Source organism: Roseivivax sp. CAU 1753, assembly GCF_054482575.1.
Genome location: NZ_JBTLRF010000012.1, coordinates 25,430 through 50,346, shown reverse-complemented (window position 1 = coordinate 50,346; position 24,917 = coordinate 25,430). Strand labels below are relative to the sequence as shown.

Below are 24,917 nucleotides of genomic sequence, written 5' to 3'. Positions count from 1 at the left end.
GCACGGAGCAGGCGATGCGGGAATTTATGTTACGGCAGTTCGCGCGCCGGGATGATCGGGAAAAACGCGCCCGAGGACCAGAGGCCGAACCACTCGGTGCCATCGACCTCTTTTGTCGCGCCGATCTCGACCAGCCGGTAAAAGGACTTGCGGTCGATCAGCGCCTCGAGGTTGCGGCGGATCAGCACATAGGGCGACGGCTCGCCGGTCTCGGGGTCGCGCACCACCCGGATCGGATGATCGGGGCCCGCGACGGCGGTGTCGCCCACATGCGTCGTGAAGGTCAGCACCTGAGCCTCGCCGCTGCCCTCGGCCTCGAAATCGACGGCGACGAACGGCGCGTCCTCGACCGTGATGCCGACCTTTTCGACCGGTGTGACAAGGAAATAGTCGTCGCCTTCCTTCTTCAGGATCGACGAGAACAGCCTGACCAGACCCTGCCGTCCGATCGGCGTGCCCAGGTAAAACCACGTGCCGTCACGCGCGATCCGCATGTCCAGATCGCCGCAGAAAGGCGGGTTCCACTTGTCGACGGGGGGCAGCCCCCGGTCTTTCCCGGCGGCTTTTGCGGCGGCAGCAATGCCGTCAGCCGACGGCGGCACGCGATTTTGTGACGTCATAGCTTTTGCCATTTCCGTGCTGAGGAATACTGTGCCTACAACAGATAGCCGAAATGAGGAGCTTTGCCATGGCCGACACCGAAGATCTTGTCGCCGAAATCGAGGTGCTTGAGCGCAAGCTGGCCGAGGCGAAAACCGCGATCACGCGGCGGTTCATCGGGCAGGAACGGGTGGTTGACCTGACCCTGTCGGCGCTGCTCTGCGGTGGCCACGCGCTGTTGATCGGCCTGCCCGGGCTGGGCAAGACGCGGCTGGTCGAGACGTTGTCGACGGTGATGGGCCTGAACGGCAACCGGGTGCAGTTCACGCCCGACCTGATGCCGGCCGACATTCTGGGCTCCGAAGTGCTCGAGACCGGGCCGGATGGCAGCCGGGCGTTCAAGTTCATCGCCGGGCCGATCTTCTGCCAGCTGCTGATGGCCGACGAGATCAACCGCGCCAGCCCGCGCACCCAGTCGGCACTGTTGCAGGCGATGCAGGAAAAGGTCGTCACCGTGGCCGGCGAGACGCGTGCGCTCGAGGCCCCGTTCCACGTTCTGGCGACGCAGAATCCGATCGAGCAGGAAGGCACCTACCCGCTGCCCGAGGCGCAGCTTGACCGGTTCCTGGTCCAGGTCGACGTGGCCTATCCCGACCGCGACACCGAAAAGGACATCCTTCTGGCCACGACCGGTGCCGAGGAAGCCCAGGCCTACCAGGTCTTCGATGGCCCGACGCTGATCGCCGCGCAGCAGCTTCTGCGCCGGATGCCGGTGGGCGACAACGTGGTCGAGACGATCCTCGATCTGGTGCGCACCTTCCGCCCCGACGATGCCTCCGCGCCCGAACGGGTGCGCGACGTGGTGGCCTGGGGTCCGGGACCGCGCGCCGCGCAGGCGCTGATGCTGACGGTCCGGGCCCGCGCGCTGCTGCAGGGCCGCCTTGCCCCCTCGATCGACGATGTCACGGCCATGGCGCGACCGGTGCTGGTGCACCGCATGGCGCTGTCCTTCTCGGCCCGGGCGCGCGGTGAGGATCTGGGCGCGCTGATCGACGAGGTCGCCGCTGCCGCGACCCGCAGCGAGGCCGCCGCTTGACCCCTGACCTGACCCTTCGGACACGCGCCCGCGCCGAACAGGAGGCCAGCCGCCTGCCGCCGCTTCTGGCCCGCGCCGAGCAGTTGGCGGGCACGGTGCTTCTGGGCGAACACGGGCGCAGGCGCGCCGGTCTCGGCGACGATTTCTGGCAGTACCGCCCGCTGATGCCGGGCGATACCTACCGGTCAATCGACTGGCGCCGCTCGGCCCGGGGCGACGCGCAATACGTCCGCGACCGGGAATGGCAGATTGCCCAAAGCGTCATGCTTTGGGTCGACCGCGCCGCCTCGATGCGATTCTCTTCGGACGACGACATCCCGCAGAAAGCCGACCGCGCCCGCCTGCTGGGTCTGGCCACGGCGATCCTGCTCAATCGCGGCGGCGAACGGGTCGGTCTGACCGGCTTCACCCTTCCGCCCCGGCGCGGGGCCGCGCAGATGCAGCGGCTGGCCGAATACTTCTCGGACGAGGATGCCACCGACTACGCCACCCCCGAAGCGCGCGGCATGATCCCGCAGGCCCGCGCGGTCTTCATCTCGGACTTTCTCGGTGATTTCGACGCCGTCGAGGCGGCGCTGACCAAGGCCGCCGATCGCGGTGTTCGGGGGGTTCTGTTGCAGGTTCTCGACCCGTCCGAGGAAAGCTTTCCGTTCCGCGGGCGCACCATCTTCGAATCGGTCGGCAAGTCGATGGTGCACGAGACGCTGAAGGCCAATGACCTGCGCGACCGCTATCTCGCGCGGCTGGCCGAGCGCAAGGACCGCCTCGCCGGGATCGCCCGCGCGACCGGCTGGCTCTACACCTGCCACCACACGTCCGATTCGGCGCAATCGGCCCTGCTCTGGCTTTGGCGCGCGCTGGATGGGAGCCACGGATGACACTCTTTGGCAGCATCGGTTTCGCGACGCCCTGGCTTTTGCTGGGCCTTCTGGCATTGCCGATCCTCTGGCTGATCCTGCGCGCGGTGCCACCCGCGCCGATGCGGCGGCTGTTTCCCGGCGTCGTGCTTCTGCTGGGTCTGAAGGACGACGAACAGGTCAGCGACCGCACCCCGTGGTGGCTGTTGCTGCTGCGCATGCTGGCGGTTGCCGCGATCATCACCGGGCTGGCCGGTCCGGTCCTCAACCCCGAGGAAGACACCGCCGATAGCGGCAACGCGCCGCTGTTGATCGTGCTGGACGGCAGCTGGGCCTCGGCGGCGCACTGGCGTGCCAAGACGCAGACCCTGGACGGCATCCTGGCGCAGGCGGGACGCGACGACCGCGCGGTGGCCACGCTGATGCTGACACGCCCCGAAGCGGCGGTCTTTCAGGCCGCGAGCGATGTGCAGCGGCGCATCGCCGGCATGCGTCCCGCACCCTGGACCCCGGATGCCGCGCGTGGCGCGACCGCCCTTGCCGCGCTGCCGGACGGCGCATTCGACACCTACTGGTTCTCGGACGGGCTGGCCCGCGACAGCCGCGCGGCGCTGCTGGCCGCGCTCGAGGATCGCGGCGCGGTGACCGTCTTTGAAAGCCCGGCGGCGCTGTTCGCGTTGGAGCCTGCCACATTTGCCGACGGAGAGGTGCAACTGACCGCGCATCGCCTGCGCCCCGCGGGGTCGCGCGACATCCGCATCCTGGCGCAGGGCCGGGACCCGGCGGGCAACCCCGCGCTGCTGGCCGAACGCACCCTGAGCTTCGAGGACGGCGCGACCAGCGCCACAGGCCCGCTGTCCCTGCCCGCCGAACTGCGCGCCCGGATCGACCGGTTCGAGGTGGCGGCGGCGTCCTCTGCCGGGGCGGTGACCCTGCCCGATGACAGCCTGCGCCGCCGCGAGGTGGCCCTGATCGCGGGCTCGGACAACCGCGAGGGGCTCGAGCTCTTGTCGCCGCTGCACTATCTCACCCGCGCGCTGGCCCCCTCTGCCGATCTGATCGACGGCGCGCTTCTTGATATCCTGCCCGCCAATCCGGACGTGATCGTACTGGCCGATGTGGCCACCGTCGGACCCGCCGAAGAGCAGGCCCTGCGCGACTGGATCGACAGCGGCGGCATGTTGCTGCGCTTTGCCGGGCAGCGCCTTGCCGCGAGCGAGCTCAGCCGCGCCGAGGAAGACCCGCTGATGCCCGTGCGCCTGCGCGCCGGGGGCCGCACCGTCGGCGGCGCGATGAGTTGGGGCGAGCCCAAGACGCTGGCCCCGTTCGACACCGAAAGCCCGTTCTTCGGCCTGACCATTCCGGACGATGTCAGCGTCACGGCGCAGGTCATGGCGCAGCCCGACCCGACGCTGGCGTCGCGGGTGATCGCGCAACTGACCGACGGCACGCCGCTGGTCACCCGCAAGCGCGAGGGCCAGGGCCAGATCGTGCTGTTCCACGTCACCGCCAATGCCGAATGGTCGAGCCTGCCGCTGTCGGGTCTGTTCGTGCAGATGCTCGAACGTCTGGCGGTGTCCTCGATGGCCAGCCAACCCGAGCCCGGCGATCTGGCGGGCACCACCTGGACGCCGCTGCGCGTGCTGGACGCCTTTGGCCAGATCTCGGGCGCCGACACGCTGCCCGGCGTGCCGGGCGAAGACCTCGTGGCCGCACCGCTTGGCCCCGACCTGCGCCCCGGCCTCTATCAGGGCGCGGACCGCAGCCTGGCGCGCAACGTCATCCCGGCGGGCGCAACCCTGACCGCGACCACCTGGCCCGACCGGATCACCGTGCAGGGCCTCGACCGGGCCGAGGAAACGCCGCTGTCGGGCTACCTTCTGGGGCTGGCGACGCTGCTTCTGGTGGCGGATGTGATCGCCGCGCTGGCGCTGTCGGGGCGGCTGTTCGGGGCGCGGGCCACCGCCGGTATCCTTGCGGCGATGCTGCTGCTGCCGCAGGACGGGCGCGCCCAGGACGCCGCTTTGGAAGACGGCAGCGCGCTCAACTTCGCCATCTCCGCCACGTCCGAGGTTACCCTCGCGCATGTGCTGACCGGCGATGCGTCCATCGACCAGGTGGCGCAGGCGGGGCTGCGCGGCCTGTCGGACACGCTCTATTTCCGCACCTCGGTCGAACCCGGCCAGCCGGTGGGCGTGAACCTCGAGACTGACGATCTGTCGTTCTTCCCGATGCTCTACTGGCCGGTGACCCCGGATCAGGCGACGCCTTCGCCCGCCACCTATGCCAGACTGAACGGCTATCTGCGCTCGGGCGGGCTGATCCTGTTCGACACGCGGGATTCCGACATCGCGCGGTTCGGCGCAGGGTCTCCGAACGGGCGCAAGTTGCAGGATCTGGCCCGCCCGCTGGATATTCCGCCGCTTGAGCCGGTGCCCGACGACCATGTCCTGACCCGCACCTTCTATCTGCTGCAGGACTTCCCCGGCCGCTACCTCAGCCGCGATGTCTGGGTCGAGGCCGCGCCCCCCGATGCCGAGCAGATCGAGGGCATGCCGTTCCGCAACCTCAACGACAACGTTACCCCTGTGGTGATCGGCGGCAATGACTGGGCGTCGGCTTGGGCCGTCGACCAGAATGGCCAGCCATTGCGCCAGGTGGGGTCGGGCTTTACCGGCGAACGGCAGCGCGAAGTGGCCTACCGCTTTGGCGTCAACCTGGTGATGCATGTGCTGACCGGCAACTACAAATCCGACCAGGTCCACGTTCCCGCCCTTCTCGACAGGCTTGGCCAATGACCGGCACGATCATCTTCGACCCGCTGCTGCCCTGGATCGCCATCGGCGTGCTGGCCGCGCTCGCGACGCTTGGCACCGGCATCGCCGTGGCGCGCGGCCTGCGCGGCTGGGGCCTGCGCGGTCTGGCCGCCCTGGTACTGATCGCGGCGCTGTCGCAGCCGTCGCTGCAGGACGAGGACCGCGCGCCCCTGTCCGACATCGTGCTGCTGCTCGAGGATCAGAGCGCGTCGCAACAGCTTGCCGACCGCGCGCGCGTCACCGAAGATGCGGTCACCGCGCTGGCCGCCGAGCTGGCCGCCCGCCCCAACACCGAGGTGCGCCGCATCGCCGTGGGCGATGGCATCGACGATCAGGGCACGCAGCTGATGACCGCGCTGACCGACGCGCTGGCCGAGGAACCCTCGGGGCGGATCGCGGGGATCATTGCGGCCTCGGACGGGCGGCTGCACGATATCGACCGCGCGCCGGACCTGCCCGCCCCGCTGCACCTGCTGATGACCGGTCGCGCGGCAGACTGGGACCGCCGCCTGATCATCCGCAACGCACCCGCCTTCGCGATCCTCGACGAGACGTTCACCCTGACCCTGCGCATCGAGGACGATGGCGCGGCACCGGCGGCGGCGACGACCGTGCCGCTGGACATCTCGGTCGACGGCGCGCCGCCGCAGACCTTCACCGTCACCCTGGGTGTCGATATCGAACTGCCGGTGACGCTGCCGCATGGCGGGTTGAACGTGATCCAGTTTACCACCCCCGAGGCCGAGGGCGAACTGACGGATCGCAACAATTCGGCGCTGGTGCAGGTCAACGGCGTCCGCGACCGTTTGCGCGTGCTGCTGGTCTCGGGCGAGCCGCATGCCGGGGGGCGGACCTGGCGCAACCTGCTGAAATCCGACAGCTCCGTCGATCTGGTGCACTTCACCATCCTGCGCCCGCCCGAGAAACAGGACGGCGTGCCGGTCAACGAGTTGTCGCTGATCGCCTTTCCCACCCGCGAGCTGTTCCTCGAGAAGATCGACGACTTCGACCTGATCATCTTCGACCGCTACAAGCGGCGCGGCATCCTGCCCGCGATCTACCTCGATAACGTGCGCAACTACGTCGAAGAGGGCGGCGCGGTGCTGATTTCGGCGGGGCCGGACTTCGCCTCTGCCGATTCGCTTTACCGGTCGCCGCTTGGCGAGATCGTCCCGGGCGCCCCGACCGCGCGCGTGCTGGAAGAGCCGTTCCGCCCGATCATCACCGATCTCGGCGACCGGCACCCGGTGACCGCGGGGCTGACCGGCGAAGACACCTGGGGCCGCTGGCTGCGCCAGATCGAGGTCGAGCCGGAGGCGTCGGGCAAGGTGTTGATGTCGGGCGTCGGCGACCGCCCGCTGCTGGTGCTCGACCGGGTCGGCGAGGGACGCATCGCGCTGATGGCGTCGGATCAGGCCTGGCTCTGGTCGCGCGGCTATGAGGGCGGCGGCCCGCAGCTGGAATTGCTGCGCCGTCTTGCGCATTGGATGATGAAGGAGCCCGAGCTTGAGGAGGAGACGCTGTTCGCCGAGCCCAAGGGCCAGACCATGCGCATCATCCGCCGCACGCTGGAGGACAGCGTTGGCGCGGTAACGGTGACGCGCCCGGATGGCACCACCGAGGAGGTGACGCTGGACGAGGTGTCGCCGGGACGGTTCGAGGCGCTCTATGACGGGCCCGAGATCGGTCTTTACCGCCTGAGCGAGGGCGACCAGGAGGCGGTGATCGGGCTGGGTCCCGCGGCACCGCGCGAGTTCGAGCAGACGATCGCCTCGGGCGCGTTGCTGGCCCCGGTGATCGACACCATGCGCGGCGGCCTGCAACGGCTTGAAGAGGGCCTGCCGCGTATCCGGGAGGTCGGCACGGGCCGTCCCGCCGCCGGGCGCGGCTGGATCGGCATCACCCCGCGCGACGCCTATGAGACGCTGAGCGTGCGCAACGTGCCCCTGTTGCCCGCCTGGCTGACATTGCTGCTGGCATCGGCGCTGATCATCGGGGCCTGGCTGCGCGAAGGGCGGCGCTGAGAAGACGGGACGCGGGCGGTCGCAGGCGACCGCGTCGGAGGCTCTGCCTCCGAACCTCCGGAGTATTTCAGGTCCGTTCGTGAGGGGAAGGGTTCAGAGGCCCGGGCGCACCTCGACCGCGACGCGGCTCTCGTCCCAGCCATCGACCGAGCATCTGGCCCGCACGTAGACCGTCCAGACCCCGTCCGGCACCATCACCGAGGGCAGCGATCGGGTGAAGGGCTGTTCGTGCACATGCGGATGGTGCAGCAGGCGGGTGTCGATCACGCGCCCGTCTTCGTCTTCGACGCGCCAGCCGTCGGCGTAGTGGTCCCAGCCGGTATCGCGGTGGGCCAGCGTGACCGAGACGCGCCAGTCCATGCCGGACTTCGTGATCTCGACATCGCGGATGTCGGCGGGGTCGGCGGCGGCGTGGCCCGCGGCGAGTGCTGTGCATAGAGACAGGGTCAGGCGCATGTTCATACCGATCTGGTTAGCATCTGCGGGATGAAACCGGGCTCATATTTCCGTGTCTTCCGGGCGTGTGTGCAACAGGACGGTCCGGCTGGCCGCGAAAAATTCGCGCCGCACGATGACGCCCAGGGTCAGGCAGGTGGCCGCGATCAGCGCGCCGGGTCCGACCATCCATGCGGCAGAGGCGATGCCGAAATAGACCGCGCGCAGCCCGCGGTTGTAGCTGCGGGCGGCGGTGACGTTGATCTCGGCGGCCTGTCTTGCGCGCGGCAGGGCCCGCGGATCGTCCGGATCGTTCGGCACCGCGGCCATCAGCACGGCGCAGTATCCGAACAGCCGGTGCGACCAGACGAACTTCAGGAACGCGTTCACCGCGAACACGAGCAGCAGCGCGACCTTCACCTCCCAGACGACGGCGGGATCGTCGGTCAGCGTCAGGTCCTGCGCCACGCCGCGCAGCAGGTCCGCATTGCCGACCAGCGCCAGCCCGCCGCCGATGGCGATCATCGAGGCAGAGGCGAAGAACGCCGTGCCCTGGCGCAGCATGCCGATGATCTGGCTGTCGAAGACGCGCGGCTGGCGGCGCAGGAACTGAACCATCCAGGCGCGGCGATAGGCGGTCATGATCATGCCGGTCGAGGGGCGCGCGGCAGGCGGCCGCTCGATCAGGTGCGACACCCCGAGCCATGCCACCGCCAGTATCGCAAGCGCGGCCCAGTCGAGCGGTGTCAGAAACCTCAGGACTTCGGGCAGTATCACGGCTGCACCACGACAACCCAGAGGATCGCGATCACCGCGAAGACGCTGACCTCATTGAAGATGCGCAGGAAGCGGTCGCTTTCGGTGAAGACGCCGCGCCGGGCCCGCAGCACCATGCGCCCGGTCCAGCCGTAATGCGCCGCGAGACCGGTCACCAGCGCCAGTTTCCACCAGACCCAACCCGGCATCGCCAGAAGCCCGGCCAGCCAGAGCCCGGTGAGGATCGCGATCACCCCGAGCCCCAGGGAAAACCGGTAGAGCCGGATCGTCAGGTCGCCCAAAGGGCCGAAATCGCCCAGCCGCGCATATTCGCGCTTCCAGTAGATCAGCGCCCGGGGCACCGCGAAGATGGAGGTCATCCACCCCATCACGCAGAGGATGTGTATGATCTTGATCCAGGTCATGGGTCATGCTTTGCGCGATCTCGCCCTTGCGTGCAAGCGCAAGCCACGCAGCGCCGCGCCGCGGCAAGACCACGCGGTGATTCCGGGTATGGTTTTGACCGGTGGAATGCTAGATAGAAAAGGATCCAGAGGGAGGACCCGACATGCAGATGCCGACGCCCGACGCGCGTATCCTGGCCCGCAAATCCGAGATCGTCGACCGTCTGCGCGCTGTCTTGCCCGTGGATGCGGTGATCGACGACGTGTCCGAGACCCGCGCCTATGAATGCGACGCGCTGACCGCCTACAGGTGCCCGCCGCTTGCCGCCGTGCTGCCCGCCACCACCCAAGAGGTCGCGGCGGTGCTGAAGGTCTGCCACGAGATGGACGTGCCGGTGGTGCCGCGCGGTTCGGGCACGTCGCTGGCGGGCGGCGCGTTGCCGACGGCGGATTGCGTGATCCTTGGCGTGGCGCGGCTTAACGATGTGCTCGAGACCGACTACGACAACCGCTTCATCCGGGTGCAGACCGGGCGCACCAACCTGTCGGTAACGGGCGCCGTCGAGGAGGAGGATTTCTTCTATGCGCCCGATCCGTCGTCGCAGCTTGCCTGTGCCATCGCGGGCAATATCGCGATGAATTCGGGCGGCGCGCATTGCCTGAAATACGGCGTCACCACGAACAACCTTCTGGGTGTGACCATGGTGATGATGGATGGCACCGTGGTCGAGATCGGCGGCGCGCATCTGGATGCGCCGGGGCTCGACCTTCTGGGGGTGATCTGCGGGTCGGAAGGCCAGCTTGGAGTCGTCACCGAGGCGACGCTGCGGATCCTGCGCAAGCCCGAAGGGGCAAGGCCGGTGCTGATGGGGTTCGACGCCAACGAGGTGGCCGGGGCCTGCGTGTCCGACATCATCAAGGCGGGTGTGCTGCCGGTGGCGATCGAGTTCATGGACCGCCCCTGCATCCGCGCCTGCGAGGCCTTCGCCAAGGCGGGTTACCCCGATTGCGAGGCGCTGCTGATCGTCGAGGTCGAGGGGTCGGACGAAGAAATCGACCACCAGTTGAGCCTGATCATGGACATCGCCCGCCGCCACAACCCGGTGGAGTTGCGCGAAGCCAGGGATGCGGACGAGGCCGGGCGCATCTGGCTGGGCCGCAAGTCCGCCTTCGGGGCGATGGGGCAGATCAACGATTACATGTGTCTCGACGGCACGATCCCGGTGTCGGAACTGCCGCGCGTGCTGTCCCGCATCGGCGAGATGTCGAAGGAATGCGGGCTCGATGTCGCCAACGTCTTTCACGCGGGCGACGGCAACATGCACCCGCTGATCCTGTTCGATGCCAACAAGCCCGGCGACCTCGAGAAATGCGAGAGGTTCGGCGCCGACATCCTGCGCCTGTGCGTCGAGGTCGGCGGCTGCCTGACCGGAGAGCATGGCGTCGGCATCGAGAAGCGCGACCTGATGCATGTGCAATACGCGCCCGACGATCTTGAGGCGCAGATGGCCGTGAAGGACGTGTTCGATCCGCAATGGCTGCTCAACCCCGCCAAGGTCTTCCCGCTCGATGCCTCGGACGCGCGCCGCGCCCTGGCGGTGGCCGCAGAATGACGCCCGCCCGGCCCTGCGCCGGGGCCTCGCAGCAACCAGATGAGACCGCGATGAAACCGACCACCGAAGCCGACCTCAGTGATATCGTCAAAGCCGCGCGCGGACCGCTGCACCTGCGCGGCGGCGGCACGAGGGGCGGCGGCGGCGACGGCTCTCTGCTCGAAACCGGCGGCCTGTCGGGGATCTCGCTTTACGAGCCGGGCGCGCTGACGCTCGTGGCCGGGGCGGGCACGCCGCTGGCCGAGGTCGAGGCCGCACTTGCCGCCGAAGGTCAGCGCCTGGCCTTCGAACCGATGGACCACCGCGCGCTTCTGGGCACCTCGGGCACGCCGACGCTGGGCGGGGCGGCGGCCAGCAACGCCTCTGGGCCGCGCCGCATCCAGGTCGGGGCCTGCCGCGATTTCATGCTGGGCGTGCGTTTCGTCGACGGCGCGGGCACCATCGTCAAGAATGGCGGACGGGTGATGAAGAACGTCACCGGCTACGACCTCGTGAAGCTGTTCGCGGGCAGTTGGGGCCAGCTGGGCGTGATGACCGAGGTGTCGCTCAAGGTGATGCCGGTGCCCGAAACCGCCGCCTGCCTGTCGATTGCCGGTCTTGACGACAGCCGTGCCGTGGCCGCCATGAGCCGCGCGCTCGGCTCTCCCTTCGAGATCACCGGTGCGGCCCATGCACCGCGCGGCGTCGATGGCCAGCCGGTGACCATGCTGCGGATCGAGGGGTTCGAAACCCAGATGACCTACCGCGCCGGGCAGTTGCAGACGCTTCTGGCGAATTTCGGCGATATCACGGTCGAGCGCGACGCCGGCAAGCTGGCGGCGCAATGGCGCTGGGTGCGCGATGTGGAAGGGATGCAAGGCAAGCCCGGCGATGTCTGGCGCTTTTCGGTCAAGCCGTCGGACGGACCGGCGCTGGCCGCGGCGCTCGGGGCCGACGACATCCTGTATGACTGGGGCGGCGGGCTGGTCTGGGCGCGCCTGCCCGAGGGCACCGACGCGCGCGCGCGCATGGGTGGCATCAAGGGGCACGGCACCCTGGTGCGGGCAAGCGATGCCAGCGCTGCCCTGCCCCGCCAGCATCCCGAACCCGCTCCGGTGGCCGCCATCACCGGGGGTCTGCGTGCCCGCTTTGACCCGCGCGGCCTTTTCAACGCCCGGGCGCTTGCCGCATGACATCCCCGATCCTCATGGCTTTCGCGATCTCTTTCGCGGTTGGCCCGCTGCTGTTTCTGGCCTTGACCGCCCCCGCCGCCACGACGCCGCTTCTGGCCGCGCTTGCGGTGGGCACGTTGGCGATGGCGTTGCTGGGCACGACCCTGTCCCCGGCGGCACCGCTGGTCGGGCTGGCATGCCTCTGGCTGGCCTGGATCAGCGCCGTCGCCTTCGTCACCCACACGGTGCGGCGGATCTGGGACCGGACAGGCGACCGGGGATGGATCCGGGTAACCGGCGCATTGGCCACCACGGTGCCGTGGTTCGGCCTCGCCACGGCGCAGATGCTGACGCAGTAAGGACGGACATGCAGACCAATTTCAGCCCGGAACAACTGAAGGACGCCGATGTCGCGCGCTCGAACGAGATCCTGCGCAACTGTGTGCATTGCGGCTTCTGCACCGCGACCTGCCCCACCTATCAGGTCCTTGGCGACGAGTTGGACAGCCCGCGTGGCCGCATCTACCTGATCAAGGACATGCTCGAGAACAACCGCGTGCCGGACGAAAAGACCGTCAAGCACATCGACCGCTGCCTGTCCTGCCTTGCCTGCATGACCACCTGCCCCTCGGGCGTGCATTACATGCACCTTGTCGACCATGCCCGCGCCTATATCGAAGAGAAATACGACCGCCCCTGGAGCGACCGTGCGCTGCGCTGGGTCCTGGCGCGCATCCTGCCTTATCCCGGACGCTTCCGGCTGGCGCTGCTGGGCGCCAAGATCGGGCGGCCCTTTGCGCGGCTGATGCCCGATGTGCGTCTGCAGGCCATGCTCGAGATGGCGCCCAAGTCAATCCCGCCGGTATCGCCGAATGACGACCCGCAGACCTTTACCGCCAGGGGCGCGCCGAAGATGCGCGTGGCGCTGATGACCGGTTGCGCCCAGCGCGCGCTCGATACCGATATCAACGACGCCACCATCCGCCTCTTGACCCGGCTTGGGGCAGAGGTGGTCGTGGCCGAGGGTCAGGGCTGCTGCGGCGCGCTCACGCATCACATGGGCAAGATCGACGAAAGCCACGGCACCGCCGCCCGGAACATCCGCGCCTGGACCCGAGAGATGGACGGCAAGGGGCTCGATGCGATCGTCATCAACACCTCGGGTTGCGGCACCACGGTCAAGGATTACGGTCACATGTTCCGCACCGGGCCGCTGGCCGGGGATGCCGCGCGCGTCTCGGGCATCGCCCGCGACGTGTCCGAAGTGTTGATGACCCTGATGGAGGCCGCCCCGGCAGCCAGCGGACAAGAGGCGCGCGACGGTATCGCGGGCACCGATGCCGCGCCGGGTCACGGCGTCTATTCGCCCCCCAGCGGGGCGTCGGGCGGGGCACTGCGGGTGGCTTATCACGCGGCCTGTTCGTTGCAGCACGGCCAGCAGATCAAGACCTATCCCAAGGCGCTGCTGAAACAGGCGGGCTTCGAGGTGGTGGAACCTGCCGACAGTCACCTGTGCTGCGGTTCGGCGGGCACCTATAACCTGATGCAGCCCGGGATCTCGAAACAGCTCAAGGCGCGCAAGGTACGCACGCTCGAGGCCAAGACCCCCGAGGTCATCGCCGCGGGCAATATCGGGTGCATGATGCAGATCGGCTCGGGCACCGAAATTCCGGTGGTCCACACAGTCGAACTTCTTGACTGGGCGACAGGCGGGCCGAAGCCCGCGAAGCTGACGCGTTCTGATTGATCGCGGTTCATGAGATCTTAGGGATCACAACGTCACAATTTCGCCATCGCAGATGCCGATAGGGTAAGTGCGCTTTCCGGAGGTCCCGTTTGCTACGCTATCTGAGTTTCTGTGTCGCCCTGCTGATGACCCTTGCCGCGTCAGGCCATGCCCAGGGGCTGTTTTCGCTCGGGGGGCGCGACGGTGAATGGGATGCGGTCGGGCGTCTTGAGTTTCGCGGCACGGCCTTCTGCACCGGCGCGCTGATTGCCGACAATCTGGTCCTGACCGCGGCGCATTGCCTGTTCGACAGCGAAACCGGCGAAGCGGTGCGGGTCGAGGACATGGAATTTCTCGCCGGGTGGCGCAATGGCCGCGCGGCGGCCTATCGGCGCGTCCGGCGCGCGGTGGCGCATCCGGACTACGAATATTCGGCCCCGGCGGATTCCAACCGCGTGCGCTACGATCTGGCGCTGCTGGAACTGCAGCACCCGATCCGCAACACCACGATCGAGCCGTTCGCGACCGACCGCGACCCGGCCCAGGGCGACAAGATCGGCGTGGTGTCCTATGTCCGGGACGGCGTCGATGCCCCGGAACTGCAGGAACGATGTTCGGTTCTTTCACAACAGGCCGGTGTCATCGTGATGTCCTGCCAGGTGGATTTCGGCGCGTCCGGCGCACCGGTCTTTTCCTTCGAATCCGGCACGCCCCGCATCGTGTCTGTGGTGTCGGCCAAGGCCGAATCGCAGGGCAAGCCGGTGTCTCTCGGGGTCAATCTGCACGCCCAGATTGGGGACGTGCACCAGGCCCTGAACGCGCTGGCAAAGAACGCGCGTCCGCCGGGGGTGAAGACGGTGTCGTCGCCTGTCCGCTCCGAAACCGACGCCAAATTCATCCGCCCGACAGCGCGGACGACCGACCTGCCCGACTGACCAGGCCATGCGTGCCGGGTCTCGGTCCCCGCCGCGATCCGGAACGGACGGCGGTGCCGGCGCGGCCCGCCACGCCATGCCATGCTCCGACATGCGCCTTCGTGCCAGCGGGGTCTTGAAACAGAGATTGCCGCTTCCCAGATTCACTGCACCGGAATGCCGACATCGGGTTCCGGTTTCAGAAGTTGCCTGTCCCGATCGGGAAGGCACACAACATATGGTATCGCTCAAAGGAGGATAACACATGCGTAGCTTTGATATGGCACCGCTATACCGAGCAACCGTCGGCTTCGATCAGCTCGCCGACATCATGGACCGGGTCATGGCCACCGACATGACACAGCCCACCTACCCGCCCTACAACATCGAGAAGACGGCGGATGACGCCTACCGCATCTCGATCGCGGTCGCGGGCTTTTCCGAAAGCGACCTGTCCGTCGAGGTGAAGGATCACGCGCTTGTCGTGTCGGCCCGCAAGGCGGACGAGCAGGAAGACCGCACCTACCTGCATCGCGGCATCGCGACCCGCGCGTTCGAGCGTCGCTTCCAGCTTGCCGATCATGTGCGCGTCATCGGCGCGTCGCATTCCGACGGGATGCTGCATATCGACCTCGAGCGGGAGATCCCCGAGGCGCTGAAGCCACGCCGCATCGCGATCCAGAGGACCGACACGGTCGAGACGCACAAGGACGTGCTCGAGGCCGAAAAGATCAACTGATCGCCGGTCGCGACACCCGTCTGCACTGACAAAAACGCCCCGGCCATGGCCGGGGCGTCCTTGCGTTTCAGGCGGGCCCGCGCGGTCAGACCGTCAGGCAGACATACTTCATTTCCATGTATTCCTCGATGCCGTGGTGGCTGCCTTCGCGGCCAAGGCCGGACTGCTTGACGCCGCCGAACGGGGCCAGCTCGGTCGAGATCAGGCCGGTATTGACGCCGACGATGCCGTATTCCAGCTCTTCGGCAACCTTCCAGACGCGGCTCAGGTCCTTGGCGTAGAAGTACGACGCCAGACCGAAGATCGTGTCGTTGGCCATGGCGATCACGTCATCCACGTCGTCGAACTTGAACAGCGGGGCCAGCGGGCCGAAGGTCTCTTCGGTTGCGAAGGCCATGTCCTGCGTTGCGCCGGCGACGATGGCGGGCTTGAAATAGTTGCCTTCGGCGTCGTCCTCGTCCGACCCCAGGATCAGCGTCGCGCCCTTCGAGACCGCGTCGCGGATATGTTCCTGCACCTTGTCGATGGCGTCGCGGGTGATCAGCGGACCAAGGTCCACGCCGCTGTCCAGACCGTCGCCGACCTTGAGCGCGGCAACCGCCTTTTTCAGCTTCTCGGCAAATTCGTCATAGACACCCGACTGCACGTAAAGCCGGTTGGCACAGACGCAGGTCTGGCCGTTGTTGCGGAACTTGCAGGCGATGGCCCCTTCCACGGCAGCGTCTATATCGGCGTCGTCGAAAACGATGAACGGCGCGTTGCCGCCCAGTTCCATCGAGCATTTCATCACCTGATCGGCGGCCTGCTTGAGCAGGATGCGACCCACCTCGGTCGAGCCGGTGAAGGTCAGCTTGCGGACCTTGGCGTTTTCGCAGAACTCCTTGCCCACCTCGGACGAGGACGACGACGGCACCACGTTGAACACGCCCGCGGGGATGCCCGCGCGCTCGGCCAGCACACCCAGCGCAATGGCCGACAACGGCGTTTCGGCGGCGGGGCGGGCGACGAAGGCACAGCCAGCCGCCAGCGCCGGTGCGGCCTTGCGGGTGATCATCGCGTTGGGAAAGTTCCACGGCGTGATCGAGGCCGCGACGCCAATCGGTTGCTTCATCACCAGGATGCGCTTGTCGCGGGCATGGCCGGGGATCTGCTCGCCCAGCACGCGCTTGGCCTCTTCGGCGAAGAACTCGACGAAGCTGGCGCCATAGGCGACCTCGCCCTTGGCTTCCGCCAGCGGCTTGCCCTGCTCGGCGGTCATGATCTTGCCGAGGTCGTCCTGGTTTTCCATCATCAGGTCGAACCAGCGGCGCAGTACCTGGGCGCGTTCCTTGCCGGTCCAGCGCGCCCAGTCCTTCTGGGCGTCATAGGCGGCGTCGATGGCCTGGCCCACCTGCGCGCGCGACAGGTCGGCCACTGCGGCGATCACGTCGCCACGGGCGGGGTTGGTGACGTCAAAGGTGCCGTCGTCGCCGTCGATCCAGTTGCCACCCACATAGGCGCGGGTTTCCAGCAGGCTCGGGTCGTTCAGCAGGCTCGGTAGATCGGTGGTGCGGTCGAGCATTTCGCTTTCCTTTCGAAATGGTAGCGGGGATGGACCCCGGAATTCTTCGCGGTATTGTCGCGTATCAGCGACCGGAGGGACAGATGGAACTGGACGACGCATACGCCAACGCAGCCCATATACCCGACGCCGACAGCTACCCCCCGCGCTGGGCCGAGAAGGCCCGGACGATGCGGATAAAACTCGGGGCAGGCAACCGCGCACGCCTTGGCCTCATGTACGGCCATGGAACGCGGAATGCCATAGATCTGTTCCTGCCGCTGCGCCGCGCAGAAGGTCTCGTCGTCTTCGTGCATGGCGGCTACTGGCGCAGGTTCGGCCGCGAGGATTGGTCGCACCTGGCCGAAGGCCCGCTGCAGCATCGCTGGGCTGCCGCAATGCCGTCCTACGACCTTTGCCCGCGCGTGCGCATCGCCGACATTACCCGGCAGATCGCCGATGCGGTCACCGTCGCCGCGCGGGAAGTTCCGGATGTGCCGATCCGGCTTGTGGGACATTCGGCGGGCGGGCATCTGGTGGCCCGCATGCTGGCCCAGGACATGCTGCCCGACGACGTGGCCGCGCGGATCGCCCATGTGATGCCGATCTCGCCGCTGTCGGACCTTGAACCGCTGTTGAAGACCTCGATGAACGACGATTTCAAGCTGGATCCCGAGTCCGCGCGCGCCGAAAGCCCGCTGCACCAGCCGAAACCCGCCGTGCCCGTCACCGTGTGGGTCGGGGCGGACGAACGGCCCGCCTTCCTCGATCAGGCGCGCTGGCTGGCCGAGGCCTGGGGGGCCGGTCACGTGGTCGACGAAGGCCGCCACCATTTCGATGTGATCGACGCGCTTGCGGATCCCGACAGCGCCATGGTCAGGACATTGCTCGGGGCATGAGGTGCCGCGCGCTCGCGGGGTCGTGACGCCGTGGATGTCTTGCCGCGCCGGTGCAGATCGCGCAAAAGCGTAGCTGCATGGCAATCCCCGAAGGACCGAACCCCGATGGCTTACGTGAAATGGACCCTGATCGCGCTCTGGTGGATCGTGGTGCTGGCCTTCCTGCATTACACGCTGCCGCAGAACGATATCGTGCGGATCACCGACACCTACGAAAAGCGCGAGGATATCGGGGCCAACGCGATATTCTGGGCGCGCGGGGATGCCGGTGCCACGGCGCAGAACAGCCGCGACGTGTTCTTCATCCAGACCCGGCGCGCGGGCGATGACATCATGGTCTATCGCAACGAGGATACCGGCTGGGGCTGGCCGCCCTACTTCAAGTTCAACAGCTCTAACCTGCAGGCGGAAGCGGCCGATCTGCGATCCGTCGCCGAAACCCCGCGCTGGGTCGCGATCCGGCATTATGGCTGGCGCATGGAGTTCCTGTCGGTGTTCCCCAACGCCATGTCGATCAAGCCGGTGGCCGGGCCGGACGTGACCATCATCCCGGTCCGCGCAATCGTCATTCTGCTGGTGATCGCGGCGGTCTTCTGGGCCATCTGGGTCCGATGGCGGCGCTTCCGGCGGGCGCGGATCGACCCGGTCCTCGAGGATGTGGAAGACAGCTTCGATGATGCCGCAGAGGGCCTGCGATCGCGGCGCAAGCGGATGACGGACTGGTTCCGTCGGCGCTGAGCCCGCGGGCGGCCTGCCCGAATTGTTTCCGATTTCGCCATTATCACGCCGAATTCGCACCGTAGCTTGACCGTTGATGAGCCGCAGAAGGCGGCGCAACCTGGGTGCGGAGCGAGGCAGAAGCTGTGTTTGAGACATTGGCAGCGTTCAGCGTGGCCCTTCTGGGGGGAACCCTCGGGAGTGGACTGCTGTCGGACAACGCGGAGGACGCGTCAGACCCCGAGGCGGACAGCCGCGCGCCGGGTCCGGACGATGCTGCCGCCACTGCCGCTGACGCTGCCGCTGCGCATGACATCGTGTTGCCGAACATGGACAGCGCCGAGCCGTGGTTCGACGGCTTCGACCCCGAGCATGACCAGGTCGTGGTGGTCTTTCCCGATGCGATGGGCGCCGCCGCCGTCTCGGATCTGAGCTTCGATTACGACGAGGATTATGACGAGACGCAGGTCTTTCTGAACACCCCCGACGGTATCAGGCCGGTGTGCCACCTGCCTGGTGTCGCCCCCGGCGAGATGGACGCGGGCAATTTCGATTTCATGGCCGAGAGTGCCGCCAGGGCCCATCTCGGCACCGCGACCGACGCGGCATGATTGACGCAGCCGTGCGCGCCCGCCGGGGCGTCGAGGGCGACAAGGGTCAACGCTTTTGCTACGGTTTGCCGGTCTGGAACCGCGGCGGCGTCGGCCAGACCGCAAGCTAGGGGCCTAAGGACGCCATGCCCAACGCATTCGCCTTGTTGATCCTCGCGGCCTGGCCGGTCGTGACGGTGGTCCTGTTTCGGGAAATGTCCCAGAAACGGGCGCTTCTGGCGACTCTGATCGCGGGCTTTTTGCTGCTGCCCGGCCCGCAGGCGGCCTTTGACCTGCCGCTTATTCCGCCGCTGAACAAGACCAATCTTCCGGCATTGATGAGTCTGGTCTGCCTGCTCTACCTCAATCCCGACGACAGCCAGCGGCTGATGCCGAAAAGCCGCCTCGCGCAGGTGCTGGTGCTGGTCTACGTGCTGGTGCCCTTTGCCACGGCGGCGACCAACGGCGCGCCGGTCTCTTGGGGCCCGATCGAGCTGCCGCGGGTCAGCTACAAGGATGCGCTGGGCCTGTCGATGCAACAGTTCTTCACCATCCTGCCGATGCTGATGGCGCGCGTGCATCTGGCCTCGGGCGGGGCGCGGCGCGACCTGATGATGGCGCTGGTGATCGCCGCACTGGTCTATACGCCGCTGATGCTGATCGAGGTTCCGTTTGGACCGGTGCTGCATTCGGCGATCTATGGCTTTCAGCAATCGCTGGCCTTTCAGGCGATCCGGGGCGACACCTTCCGGCCCGTGGTGTTTCTGGAACACGGGCTCTGGGTCGCGTTCTTCCTGCTGACCGCGACGGCGATGGCCTGGAGCCTGTGGCGCGCCGCCGAGGAAAGGCGCCTGCGCTACTTTCTGGCGGCGATGGTACTGTCGCTCATGCTGGTCGCGATCAAGTCTTTCGGGGCGCTTTTGATGATGCTGGCGCTGCTGCCGGTGCTGCTGTTGCCGGGCCGTCGCCTTCAGGTGCGGGTGGCGCTGGGCATCGCGATCTTCTGCATCGTCTATCCGCTGCTGAAAAGCGCGGGCTACATACCGCAGGACCAGATCCTGGCGCAGATCGCACGGCTCAGCGAAGAACGCGCCTTTTCGCTCGAGTTCCGGCTTGAAAACGAATCCATGCTGCTGGAACGGGCGATGGAAAAGCCGATCTTCGGCTGGGGAAGCTGGGCGCGCAATCATATCATCGACCCGGTCACGGGTAACCTTCTGACGGTGACGGACGGGCGATGGGTGATCGCCTTCGGGGTCTTCGGCATCGTCGGGTTCGCCGCCGAGTTCGGCCTGCTGATGCTGCCGATCTACCTGCTCTGGCGCGCGGGCATCACCCGCCGCCCGGATGCCTTCGACCCATCTGCGGTGACGCTGGCGCTGCTTCTCGCGGTCAATATCTTCGACCTGCTGCCCAATGCCACGCTGACCCCGATCACCTGGCTGATCGTCGGCGCGCTGATCGGCTATGCCGAGGGGGTCGAAACCCGCGAGGTCAACTGGCGCAACCGACCCCTGCGGTGGAAGCCGATCCTATGATCCAGCCCGATCCGTCCCGCCCGCGTGTCCTTGTCATCGCCGAGGCCGCCAATCCCGAATGGGTGTCGGTGCCGCTGGTCGGCTGGTCGCTGGCCAATGCGCTGCGCGACGTGGCGGACGTGCATCTGGTCACCCAGGTGCGCAATCGCGACGCCATCCTGCGCGCGGGCTTGATCGAGGGGCGCGACTTCACCGCCATCGATTCCGAGGCGCTGGCCCGCCCGGCCTACCGCATCGCCGAGGCGCTGCGCATGGGCGAGGGCAAGGGCTGGACCATCCTGCAAGCCGCCAACGCGCTCAGCTATCCCTATTTCGAACGGCTGGTCTGGAAGGCCTTCGGGCCTGCGCTGCGGGCCGGGGACTACGACCTCGTGCACCGCATCACGCCACTGTCGCCGACGTCGCAATCGTCGCTGGCGCCGAAACTGGCGCGGATCGGCGTGCCCTTCGTGCTGGGTCCGCTGAACGGCGGGGTGCCCTGGCCCGACGGCTACGCGCATGCCCGCCGCGCCGAACGCGAATGGCTGGCCCCGGTGCGCGCGACCTACAAGCTGTTGCCGGGGCGCGGGGCCACGCTGCGCCATGCCAGCGCCATCCTCGCCGGGTCCTGCCACACCGCCGCCGAGGTCCCGCCGCGTTACGCCCACAAGGTGATTTGGTTGCCCGAGAACGGCATCGCGCCCGCGCGGTTCTCGCGTCGGGCACGGCCGGGACAGGGCACGCCGCTGCGGGCTGCCTTTGCCGGGCGGCTGGTGCCCTACAAGGCTTGCGACATGCTGATCGCGGCGGCAGCACCGCTGCTTGGGACCGGGCAACTGGCGCTTGATATCGTCGGCGACGGGCCGGAAATGTCGCGACTTCGGGCGATGGCGGCGCCGCATGGCGATGCGGTGAAATTCCACGGCTGGCAGGCGCATGACGCGGTGCAGGACATCCTGGCCGAGGCCGACCTCTTTGCCTTTCCGTCGATCCGCGAATTTGGCGGTGGCGTGGTGCTCGAGGCGATGGCGCTGGGGCTTCCGCCTCTGGTGGTCGATTACGCCGGCCCCGGAGAGTTGGTGGACGACGCCACCGGCTTTCGCGTTCCCTGCCTGCCGCCCGATGCGCTGATCGCCGCTCTGCGGGCCGAGTTGCAGCGGATCGTAGCCGCGCCAGAGCAGCTTGCCGCCAAGGGGCAAGCCGCCGCCGCACGGGTCGCGCGGGATTTCACCTGGGCCGCCAAGGCGCGGCAGGTCGCCCGGGTCTACGACTGGGTGCTGTCCGGCGCCCACCCCCCCGCGCCCGATCTTTTCGCACAAATCGCCCCGACCGAGGCGGTGCCCGCATGAGCCACCCGGCATTGTCAGGGCATTGGGACGCCGTCATCATCGGCACCGGCATCGGCGGCGGCACCATGGGCCGTGCGCTGGCCGAAGGCGGCATGAAGGTGCTGTTTCTCGAACAGGGCGCGGCGGGATTTCGGTGCGAGGAAACGCATCTGGACGTCGACACGCCCCACCGCGTGGCGCGGCTGGCGCGCGGGGCTTTTCCCGACCCGATGCGCCTGACCCTCGATGGCCACAGGACCGACCGCTTTCCCTTCGCCGGGGCCACGGTCGGCGGCTCGTCGGTGTATTACGCAGCGGCGCTTGAACGGCCCGCTCCGCACGACCTCGACAGCGTGCCCGGGCGGCCGCATCCAACCGGTGGCTGGCCTGTGCCCTATGCCGCCTTTGCCCCCTATTTCGACCGCGCGGCGCGGATCTACCGCCTCAGCGGCACCGCCGATCCGCTGTCGCAGACCCCGGACCTGCCGCTGAGAGAGCCGCCCGCCATGAGCCAGGGCGAGGCCGCCATCAGCGCAGAGCTGACCCGCGCGGGGCTGCATCCCTACCGCCTGAACACCGCCGTGGAGGGCGGCCCGGACTGCCGCCTGTGCGTCGGCCATAAATGCCCGCGCGCCTGCAAGATGGATGGCCGCTCCGCCGGGGTGGAGCCTGCGCTGGCCACCGGCAACGCCGCCATCCTGACAGGGGCCGAGGTCACCCGGCTGGACACCGAAGGCACCCGCATCACCGGCATCGAGCTGACCCATGACGGCGCGCGCCACCGCCTGACGCCGCCACGCGTGATCCTCGCGGGCGGCGCACTGGCCTCGCCGCGATTGCTGCTGTCCTCGCGCTCTGACGCGGCCCCGCGGGGCATCGGCAACGGCCATGACCTCGTCGGTCGGCACCTGATGTTTCACCTCAACGAGATGGTCGCCCTCTGGCCGCGCCAGCGCGGTGTCGTCGATGCGCCGGCCCGGTCGCTGGCGTTTCGCGACCTCTACCACGACCCCGCCGACCGCTTTGGCCTGGTGCAATCCATGGGGCTGCGCGCGGAATACGGCCAGATCGCGCAATTCCTCGATCAGGCGCTGGATCGCTACGGTCTGGGCTGGTTCCGCCGTCTGATCCGCCTGCCTGCCGCCATCGGCGCGTGGATGCTGGGGCGCGGCTTCGTCTTCGTCGGCCTGCTCGAAGACCCGGGACTGGCCGAAAACCGCGTGCGGCTCGACCCCGGTGCACCCGGCATGCTGGTGGTCGACTATACTATCCCCGACGCGCTGCATGCGCGCCGACGCGCCTTTCGCCGGGCGCTGAGGCGACGGCTGAAAGGCGTTCGGTCCCTGCTGCTGACCTATTGGCCAGAGCTGAACTTCGGTCATCCCTGCGGCACGCTGAGGTTCGGCACCGATCCCGCGACCTCGGTCCTTGATGCGGACTGCCGCCCGCACGGGATGACCAACCTCTGGGTCACCGATGCATCCTTCATGCCCAGCGCCATGGGTGTGAACCCAAGCCTGACCATCGCCGCCAACGCGCTGCGGGTCGCCGACATCATCCTGGAGGACCGTGCATGACCAGCCTCACCCCCGACGAGGGCCGCATCATCGTGACCGGCGGCGGTTCCGGCCTCGGGCGGGCGATGGCGCGCGGATTTGCAACGGCGGGCTTCGACGTGACCGTCTTCGGACGGCGCGCCGACGCGCTGGGGGAAACCGCCCGGGGCGTGCCCCGCATCAGCGCCCATCCGCTCGACATTGCCCGGCCCGAGGACGTGGCCCGCGCCATCCGCACCATCGCCGCGCAGGGCCCGATCGCAGCGCTGGTGAACAACGCCGCGATCTACCCGCACGAGGATTTCCTGACCGGCGATCCGGGGACGATCCTGGACGCGGTCGCGATCAATCTCGGCGGCACCGTCACCTGTTCGTACGCGGTCCTGCAGGACATGGCGTTGCGCGGGCGCGGACGCATCGTCAACGTCGCGACCTTCGCCGACCTGAACCCGTTGCCCGGGTCGGCGGCCTATTCCGTGTCCAAGGGGGCGCAAAGGATCTTTACCCGCGCCCTGATCGCCGAGGTCGGGGACCGCCTGCCCGGCATCGTCATCTCGGACTGGATCCCCGGCGCGCTCCGCACCGACATGGGCCTTGCGGACGGCATCCCGCCCGAGGTCGCGGCGGGATGGGGCGTCGCCCTGACCCTCGCCGCAGACAGAAATCTGACAGGTGTCACGTTTGAGAGGGACCGCGAAGTCCTGCATCCCGTGAGTTTCAAGCGGAAGGTCTTCAACACGCTGACCGGGCAGACCCCGCGCCCGCGCCGAATCACGGAGCGCGGCGTTGCCTGAGCGCGGCGCGCACCTCGCCCGGCAGGATCGCGGCGCAGGCGGCATAGCGCCCGGCCAGCCGTCGCGGGTTGCCGAAAAGACGCCAGACCCATTCCAGCGCCAGCGCGCGCATCCATTGCGGCGCACGGGTCTGGGACCCGGCGAAAAAATCGAGCCCCGCACCGATGGACACGAACCCCATGTCCGGCGCGATCCCGCGACCGAAGGCGGCAAACCGTTCCTGCTTGGGCGCGCCCAGCGCAACAAACAACAGACGCGCGCCGCTATCCGATGCCCGCGTGACGATGTCGCGCGCCGCCGTGCCCGCAGGTTCGAAGCCCATCGGCGGGGCCTCGGCAAAGACCACATCGAGGCCCGGTACCTGCCCTTCGAGATGGGCCTTGGCGGCCTGCAACGTCGCATTGGTGCTGCCGACAAAGCCGACCTTGACGCCCAGCGCCGCCGCGATCCGGCAGATCGGCAGGATCGCGTCAGAGCCGGGCACCAGCGACAGATCGTGCCCCGCCAGCCGCGCCAGCCAGACGATCGGGTTGCCGTCGGCGCTGACCAGGTCATGCGCGGCATAGGCGGCGCGGAATTCCGCATCGTCGCGCAGTTTCACCAGATGATCGAGGTTGATCGTCGCCAGCGCGAAGCCCGTGCCCGCGCGCATCCGCCCGCGCAGATGCGCGTCGAGCGCGGCCCAGTCGCGAACGCTGACCGGGATGCGGGTCTCGCCCGCCGCGAATGTCATGGCGCGTGTCATGGATCCGCTCATAGCATCCGGCGCGCATCCGGGGGAGTGGGCAGCGCAGACAGTCGGCCAACTGCGGCGCGGTTGCGTCAGCGGACGCCGGAAATGACCA

General features: G+C 68.0%; 23 protein-coding genes. 17 read left to right on the top strand and 6 right to left on the bottom strand.

Annotated elements, in window-relative coordinates; genetic code table 11:
* Positions 1 to 29 precede the first annotated feature (29 nt).
* Complete coding sequence (locus ACXYMN_RS17890) at positions 30 to 620, bottom strand: DUF1285 domain-containing protein (RefSeq protein WP_459015203.1); 591 nt, start codon at positions 618 to 620, stop codon at positions 30 to 32.
* 68 nt (positions 621 to 688) lie between these two features.
* On the opposite strand from ACXYMN_RS17890, the gene ACXYMN_RS17885 reads away from it, so the two are divergent.
* From ACXYMN_RS17885 to ACXYMN_RS17870, 4 genes are read left to right on the top strand one after another with little or no spacing between them, the layout of a single operon-like run.
* Positions 689 to 1,696: an AAA family ATPase gene (locus ACXYMN_RS17885; RefSeq protein ID WP_459015201.1), complete on the top strand. Its 1,008-nt coding sequence runs from the start codon at positions 689 to 691 to the stop codon at positions 1,694 to 1,696.
* Positions 1,693 to 2,574 carry a DUF58 domain-containing protein gene (locus ACXYMN_RS17880; RefSeq protein WP_459015199.1) on the top strand — a complete coding sequence of 294 codons (882 nt, stop codon included), beginning with the start codon at positions 1,693 to 1,695 and terminating at the stop codon, positions 2,572 to 2,574. Before ACXYMN_RS17885 ends, ACXYMN_RS17880 begins: the two co-directional genes overlap by 4 nt.
* The gene (locus tag ACXYMN_RS17875) at positions 2,571 to 5,351 is read left to right on the top strand and encodes a DUF4159 domain-containing protein (RefSeq protein WP_459015197.1); all 2,781 of its coding nucleotides are present in this window, start codon (positions 2,571 to 2,573) and stop codon (positions 5,349 to 5,351) included. The genes ACXYMN_RS17880 and ACXYMN_RS17875 overlap by 4 nt, the downstream gene beginning before the upstream one ends.
* Positions 5,348 to 7,393, top strand: a complete 2,046-nt coding sequence (locus ACXYMN_RS17870) for a hypothetical protein (RefSeq protein ID WP_459015196.1) — start codon at positions 5,348 to 5,350, stop codon at positions 7,391 to 7,393. Before ACXYMN_RS17875 ends, ACXYMN_RS17870 begins: the two co-directional genes overlap by 4 nt.
* A gap of 93 nt (positions 7,394 to 7,486) precedes the next feature.
* On the opposite strand, the gene ACXYMN_RS17865 is transcribed toward ACXYMN_RS17870, so the two are convergent.
* From ACXYMN_RS17865 to ACXYMN_RS17855, 3 genes are read right to left on the bottom strand one after another with little or no spacing between them, the layout of a single operon-like run.
* Entirely contained in the window at positions 7,487 to 7,855 is a 369-nt protein-coding gene (locus ACXYMN_RS17865; protein ID WP_459015194.1) for a hypothetical protein, read from the bottom strand.
* 36 nt (positions 7,856 to 7,891) lie between these two features.
* Positions 7,892 to 8,605 carry a DUF599 domain-containing protein gene (locus ACXYMN_RS17860; protein WP_459015192.1) on the bottom strand — a complete coding sequence of 238 codons (714 nt, stop codon included), beginning with the start codon at positions 8,603 to 8,605 and terminating at the stop codon, positions 7,892 to 7,894.
* Positions 8,602 to 9,009 (bottom strand): CopD family protein, encoded by a 408-nt coding sequence (locus tag ACXYMN_RS17855; protein WP_459015190.1) that lies wholly within the window; start codon positions 9,007 to 9,009, stop codon positions 8,602 to 8,604. Before ACXYMN_RS17855 ends, ACXYMN_RS17860 begins: the two co-directional genes overlap by 4 nt.
* Before the next feature lie 143 nt (positions 9,010 to 9,152).
* Between ACXYMN_RS17855 and ACXYMN_RS17850 the strand changes: the two genes are divergently transcribed.
* From ACXYMN_RS17850 to ACXYMN_RS17825, 6 genes are all read left to right on the top strand, one after another.
* Positions 9,153 to 10,601, top strand: coding sequence for an FAD-linked oxidase C-terminal domain-containing protein (locus ACXYMN_RS17850; RefSeq protein ID WP_459015188.1), 1,449 nt, complete (start codon positions 9,153 to 9,155; stop codon positions 10,599 to 10,601).
* Positions 10,602 to 10,651: 50 nt separating this feature from the next.
* A complete protein-coding gene (locus tag ACXYMN_RS17845; RefSeq protein WP_459015186.1) occupies positions 10,652 to 11,773 on the top strand; it encodes an FAD-binding protein in 1,122 nt (373 codons plus the stop codon).
* Positions 11,770 to 12,111: a hypothetical protein gene (locus ACXYMN_RS17840; RefSeq protein WP_459015185.1), complete on the top strand. Its 342-nt coding sequence runs from the start codon at positions 11,770 to 11,772 to the stop codon at positions 12,109 to 12,111. Before ACXYMN_RS17845 ends, ACXYMN_RS17840 begins: the two co-directional genes overlap by 4 nt.
* An 8-nt stretch (positions 12,112 to 12,119) precedes the next feature.
* Complete coding sequence (gene glcF / locus ACXYMN_RS17835; RefSeq protein ID WP_459015183.1) at positions 12,120 to 13,499, top strand: glycolate oxidase subunit GlcF; 1,380 nt, start codon at positions 12,120 to 12,122, stop codon at positions 13,497 to 13,499.
* Positions 13,500 to 13,588: 89 nt separating this feature from the next.
* A complete protein-coding gene (locus ACXYMN_RS17830) occupies positions 13,589 to 14,413 on the top strand; it encodes a trypsin-like serine peptidase (RefSeq protein WP_459015181.1) in 825 nt (274 codons plus the stop codon).
* A gap of 244 nt (positions 14,414 to 14,657) precedes the next feature.
* Complete coding sequence (locus tag ACXYMN_RS17825) at positions 14,658 to 15,131, top strand: Hsp20 family protein (protein ID WP_459015180.1); 474 nt, start codon at positions 14,658 to 14,660, stop codon at positions 15,129 to 15,131.
* An 85-nt stretch (positions 15,132 to 15,216) separates the two neighbouring features.
* Here the strand turns inward: ACXYMN_RS17825 and ACXYMN_RS17820 are convergent, their stop codons facing one another.
* On the bottom strand, positions 15,217 to 16,692 hold the full coding sequence (locus ACXYMN_RS17820; RefSeq protein ID WP_459015178.1) for an NAD-dependent succinate-semialdehyde dehydrogenase: 1,476 nt from the start codon (positions 16,690 to 16,692) through the stop codon (positions 15,217 to 15,219).
* Between the two features lie 83 nt (positions 16,693 to 16,775).
* Between ACXYMN_RS17820 and ACXYMN_RS17815 the strand changes: the two genes are divergently transcribed.
* From ACXYMN_RS17815 to ACXYMN_RS17785, 7 genes are all read left to right on the top strand, one after another.
* Positions 16,776 to 17,570 carry an alpha/beta hydrolase gene (locus ACXYMN_RS17815; protein ID WP_459015176.1) on the top strand — a complete coding sequence of 265 codons (795 nt, stop codon included), beginning with the start codon at positions 16,776 to 16,778 and terminating at the stop codon, positions 17,568 to 17,570.
* Between the two features lie 105 nt (positions 17,571 to 17,675).
* On the top strand, positions 17,676 to 18,308 hold the full coding sequence (locus ACXYMN_RS17810; RefSeq protein ID WP_459015175.1) for a DUF1523 family protein: 633 nt from the start codon (positions 17,676 to 17,678) through the stop codon (positions 18,306 to 18,308).
* Positions 18,309 to 18,433: 125 nt separating this feature from the next.
* The gene (locus ACXYMN_RS17805) at positions 18,434 to 18,898 is read left to right on the top strand and encodes a hypothetical protein (RefSeq protein WP_459015173.1); all 465 of its coding nucleotides are present in this window, start codon (positions 18,434 to 18,436) and stop codon (positions 18,896 to 18,898) included.
* A 125-nt stretch (positions 18,899 to 19,023) separates the two neighbouring features.
* Positions 19,024 to 20,415, top strand: coding sequence for a hypothetical protein (locus ACXYMN_RS17800; protein WP_459015172.1), 1,392 nt, complete (start codon positions 19,024 to 19,026; stop codon positions 20,413 to 20,415).
* A complete protein-coding gene (locus ACXYMN_RS17795) occupies positions 20,412 to 21,743 on the top strand; it encodes a glycosyltransferase family 4 protein (RefSeq protein WP_459015170.1) in 1,332 nt (443 codons plus the stop codon). The genes ACXYMN_RS17800 and ACXYMN_RS17795 overlap by 4 nt, the downstream gene beginning before the upstream one ends.
* Complete coding sequence (locus ACXYMN_RS17790) at positions 21,740 to 23,299, top strand: GMC oxidoreductase (RefSeq protein ID WP_459015169.1); 1,560 nt, start codon at positions 21,740 to 21,742, stop codon at positions 23,297 to 23,299. Before ACXYMN_RS17795 ends, ACXYMN_RS17790 begins: the two co-directional genes overlap by 4 nt.
* Entirely contained in the window at positions 23,296 to 24,072 is a 777-nt protein-coding gene (locus tag ACXYMN_RS17785; RefSeq protein ID WP_459015167.1) for an SDR family oxidoreductase, read from the top strand. Before ACXYMN_RS17790 ends, ACXYMN_RS17785 begins: the two co-directional genes overlap by 4 nt.
* Here the strand turns inward: ACXYMN_RS17785 and ACXYMN_RS17780 are convergent.
* Positions 24,050 to 24,817: a WecB/TagA/CpsF family glycosyltransferase gene (locus tag ACXYMN_RS17780; RefSeq protein WP_459015165.1), complete on the bottom strand. Its 768-nt coding sequence runs from the start codon at positions 24,815 to 24,817 to the stop codon at positions 24,050 to 24,052. The two genes, ACXYMN_RS17785 and ACXYMN_RS17780, sit on opposite strands and share 23 nt — an antisense overlap.
* Positions 24,818 to 24,917: the final 100 nt, after the last annotated feature.

Bases quoted from the DNA above. Each gene is read 5' to 3' on its own strand.
- ACXYMN_RS17840 (WP_459015185.1), top strand. From the start codon at position 11,770: ATGACATCCCCGATCCTCATGGCTTTCGCGATCTCTTTCGCGGTTGGC.
- ACXYMN_RS17885 (WP_459015201.1), top strand. From the start codon at position 689: ATGGCCGACACCGAAGATCTTGTCGCCGAAATCGAGGTGCTTGAGCGC.
- ACXYMN_RS17850 (WP_459015188.1), top strand. From the start codon at position 9,153: ATGCAGATGCCGACGCCCGACGCGCGTATCCTGGCCCGCAAATCCGAG.
- ACXYMN_RS17845 (WP_459015186.1), top strand. From the start codon at position 10,652: ATGAAACCGACCACCGAAGCCGACCTCAGTGATATCGTCAAAGCCGCG.
- ACXYMN_RS17800 (WP_459015172.1), top strand. From the start codon at position 19,024: ATGCCCAACGCATTCGCCTTGTTGATCCTCGCGGCCTGGCCGGTCGTG.
- ACXYMN_RS17810 (WP_459015175.1), top strand. From the start codon at position 17,676: ATGGCTTACGTGAAATGGACCCTGATCGCGCTCTGGTGGATCGTGGTG.
- ACXYMN_RS17780 (WP_459015165.1), bottom strand. From the start codon at position 24,817: ATGACACGCGCCATGACATTCGCGGCGGGCGAGACCCGCATCCCGGTC.
- ACXYMN_RS17855 (WP_459015190.1), bottom strand. From the start codon at position 9,009: ATGACCTGGATCAAGATCATACACATCCTCTGCGTGATGGGGTGGATG.
- ACXYMN_RS17825 (WP_459015180.1), top strand. From the start codon at position 14,658: ATGCGTAGCTTTGATATGGCACCGCTATACCGAGCAACCGTCGGCTTC.
- ACXYMN_RS17890 (WP_459015203.1), bottom strand. From the start codon at position 620: ATGACGTCACAAAATCGCGTGCCGCCGTCGGCTGACGGCATTGCTGCC.
- ACXYMN_RS17875 (WP_459015197.1), top strand. From the start codon at position 2,571: ATGACACTCTTTGGCAGCATCGGTTTCGCGACGCCCTGGCTTTTGCTG.
- ACXYMN_RS17820 (WP_459015178.1), bottom strand. From the start codon at position 16,692: ATGCTCGACCGCACCACCGATCTACCGAGCCTGCTGAACGACCCGAGC.
- glcF (WP_459015183.1), top strand. From the start codon at position 12,120: ATGCAGACCAATTTCAGCCCGGAACAACTGAAGGACGCCGATGTCGCG.
- ACXYMN_RS17795 (WP_459015170.1), top strand. From the start codon at position 20,412: ATGATCCAGCCCGATCCGTCCCGCCCGCGTGTCCTTGTCATCGCCGAG.
- ACXYMN_RS17790 (WP_459015169.1), top strand. From the start codon at position 21,740: ATGAGCCACCCGGCATTGTCAGGGCATTGGGACGCCGTCATCATCGGC.
- ACXYMN_RS17815 (WP_459015176.1), top strand. From the start codon at position 16,776: ATGGAACTGGACGACGCATACGCCAACGCAGCCCATATACCCGACGCC.
- ACXYMN_RS17785 (WP_459015167.1), top strand. From the start codon at position 23,296: ATGACCAGCCTCACCCCCGACGAGGGCCGCATCATCGTGACCGGCGGC.
- ACXYMN_RS17865 (WP_459015194.1), bottom strand. From the start codon at position 7,855: ATGAACATGCGCCTGACCCTGTCTCTATGCACAGCACTCGCCGCGGGC.
- ACXYMN_RS17870 (WP_459015196.1), top strand. From the start codon at position 5,348: ATGACCGGCACGATCATCTTCGACCCGCTGCTGCCCTGGATCGCCATC.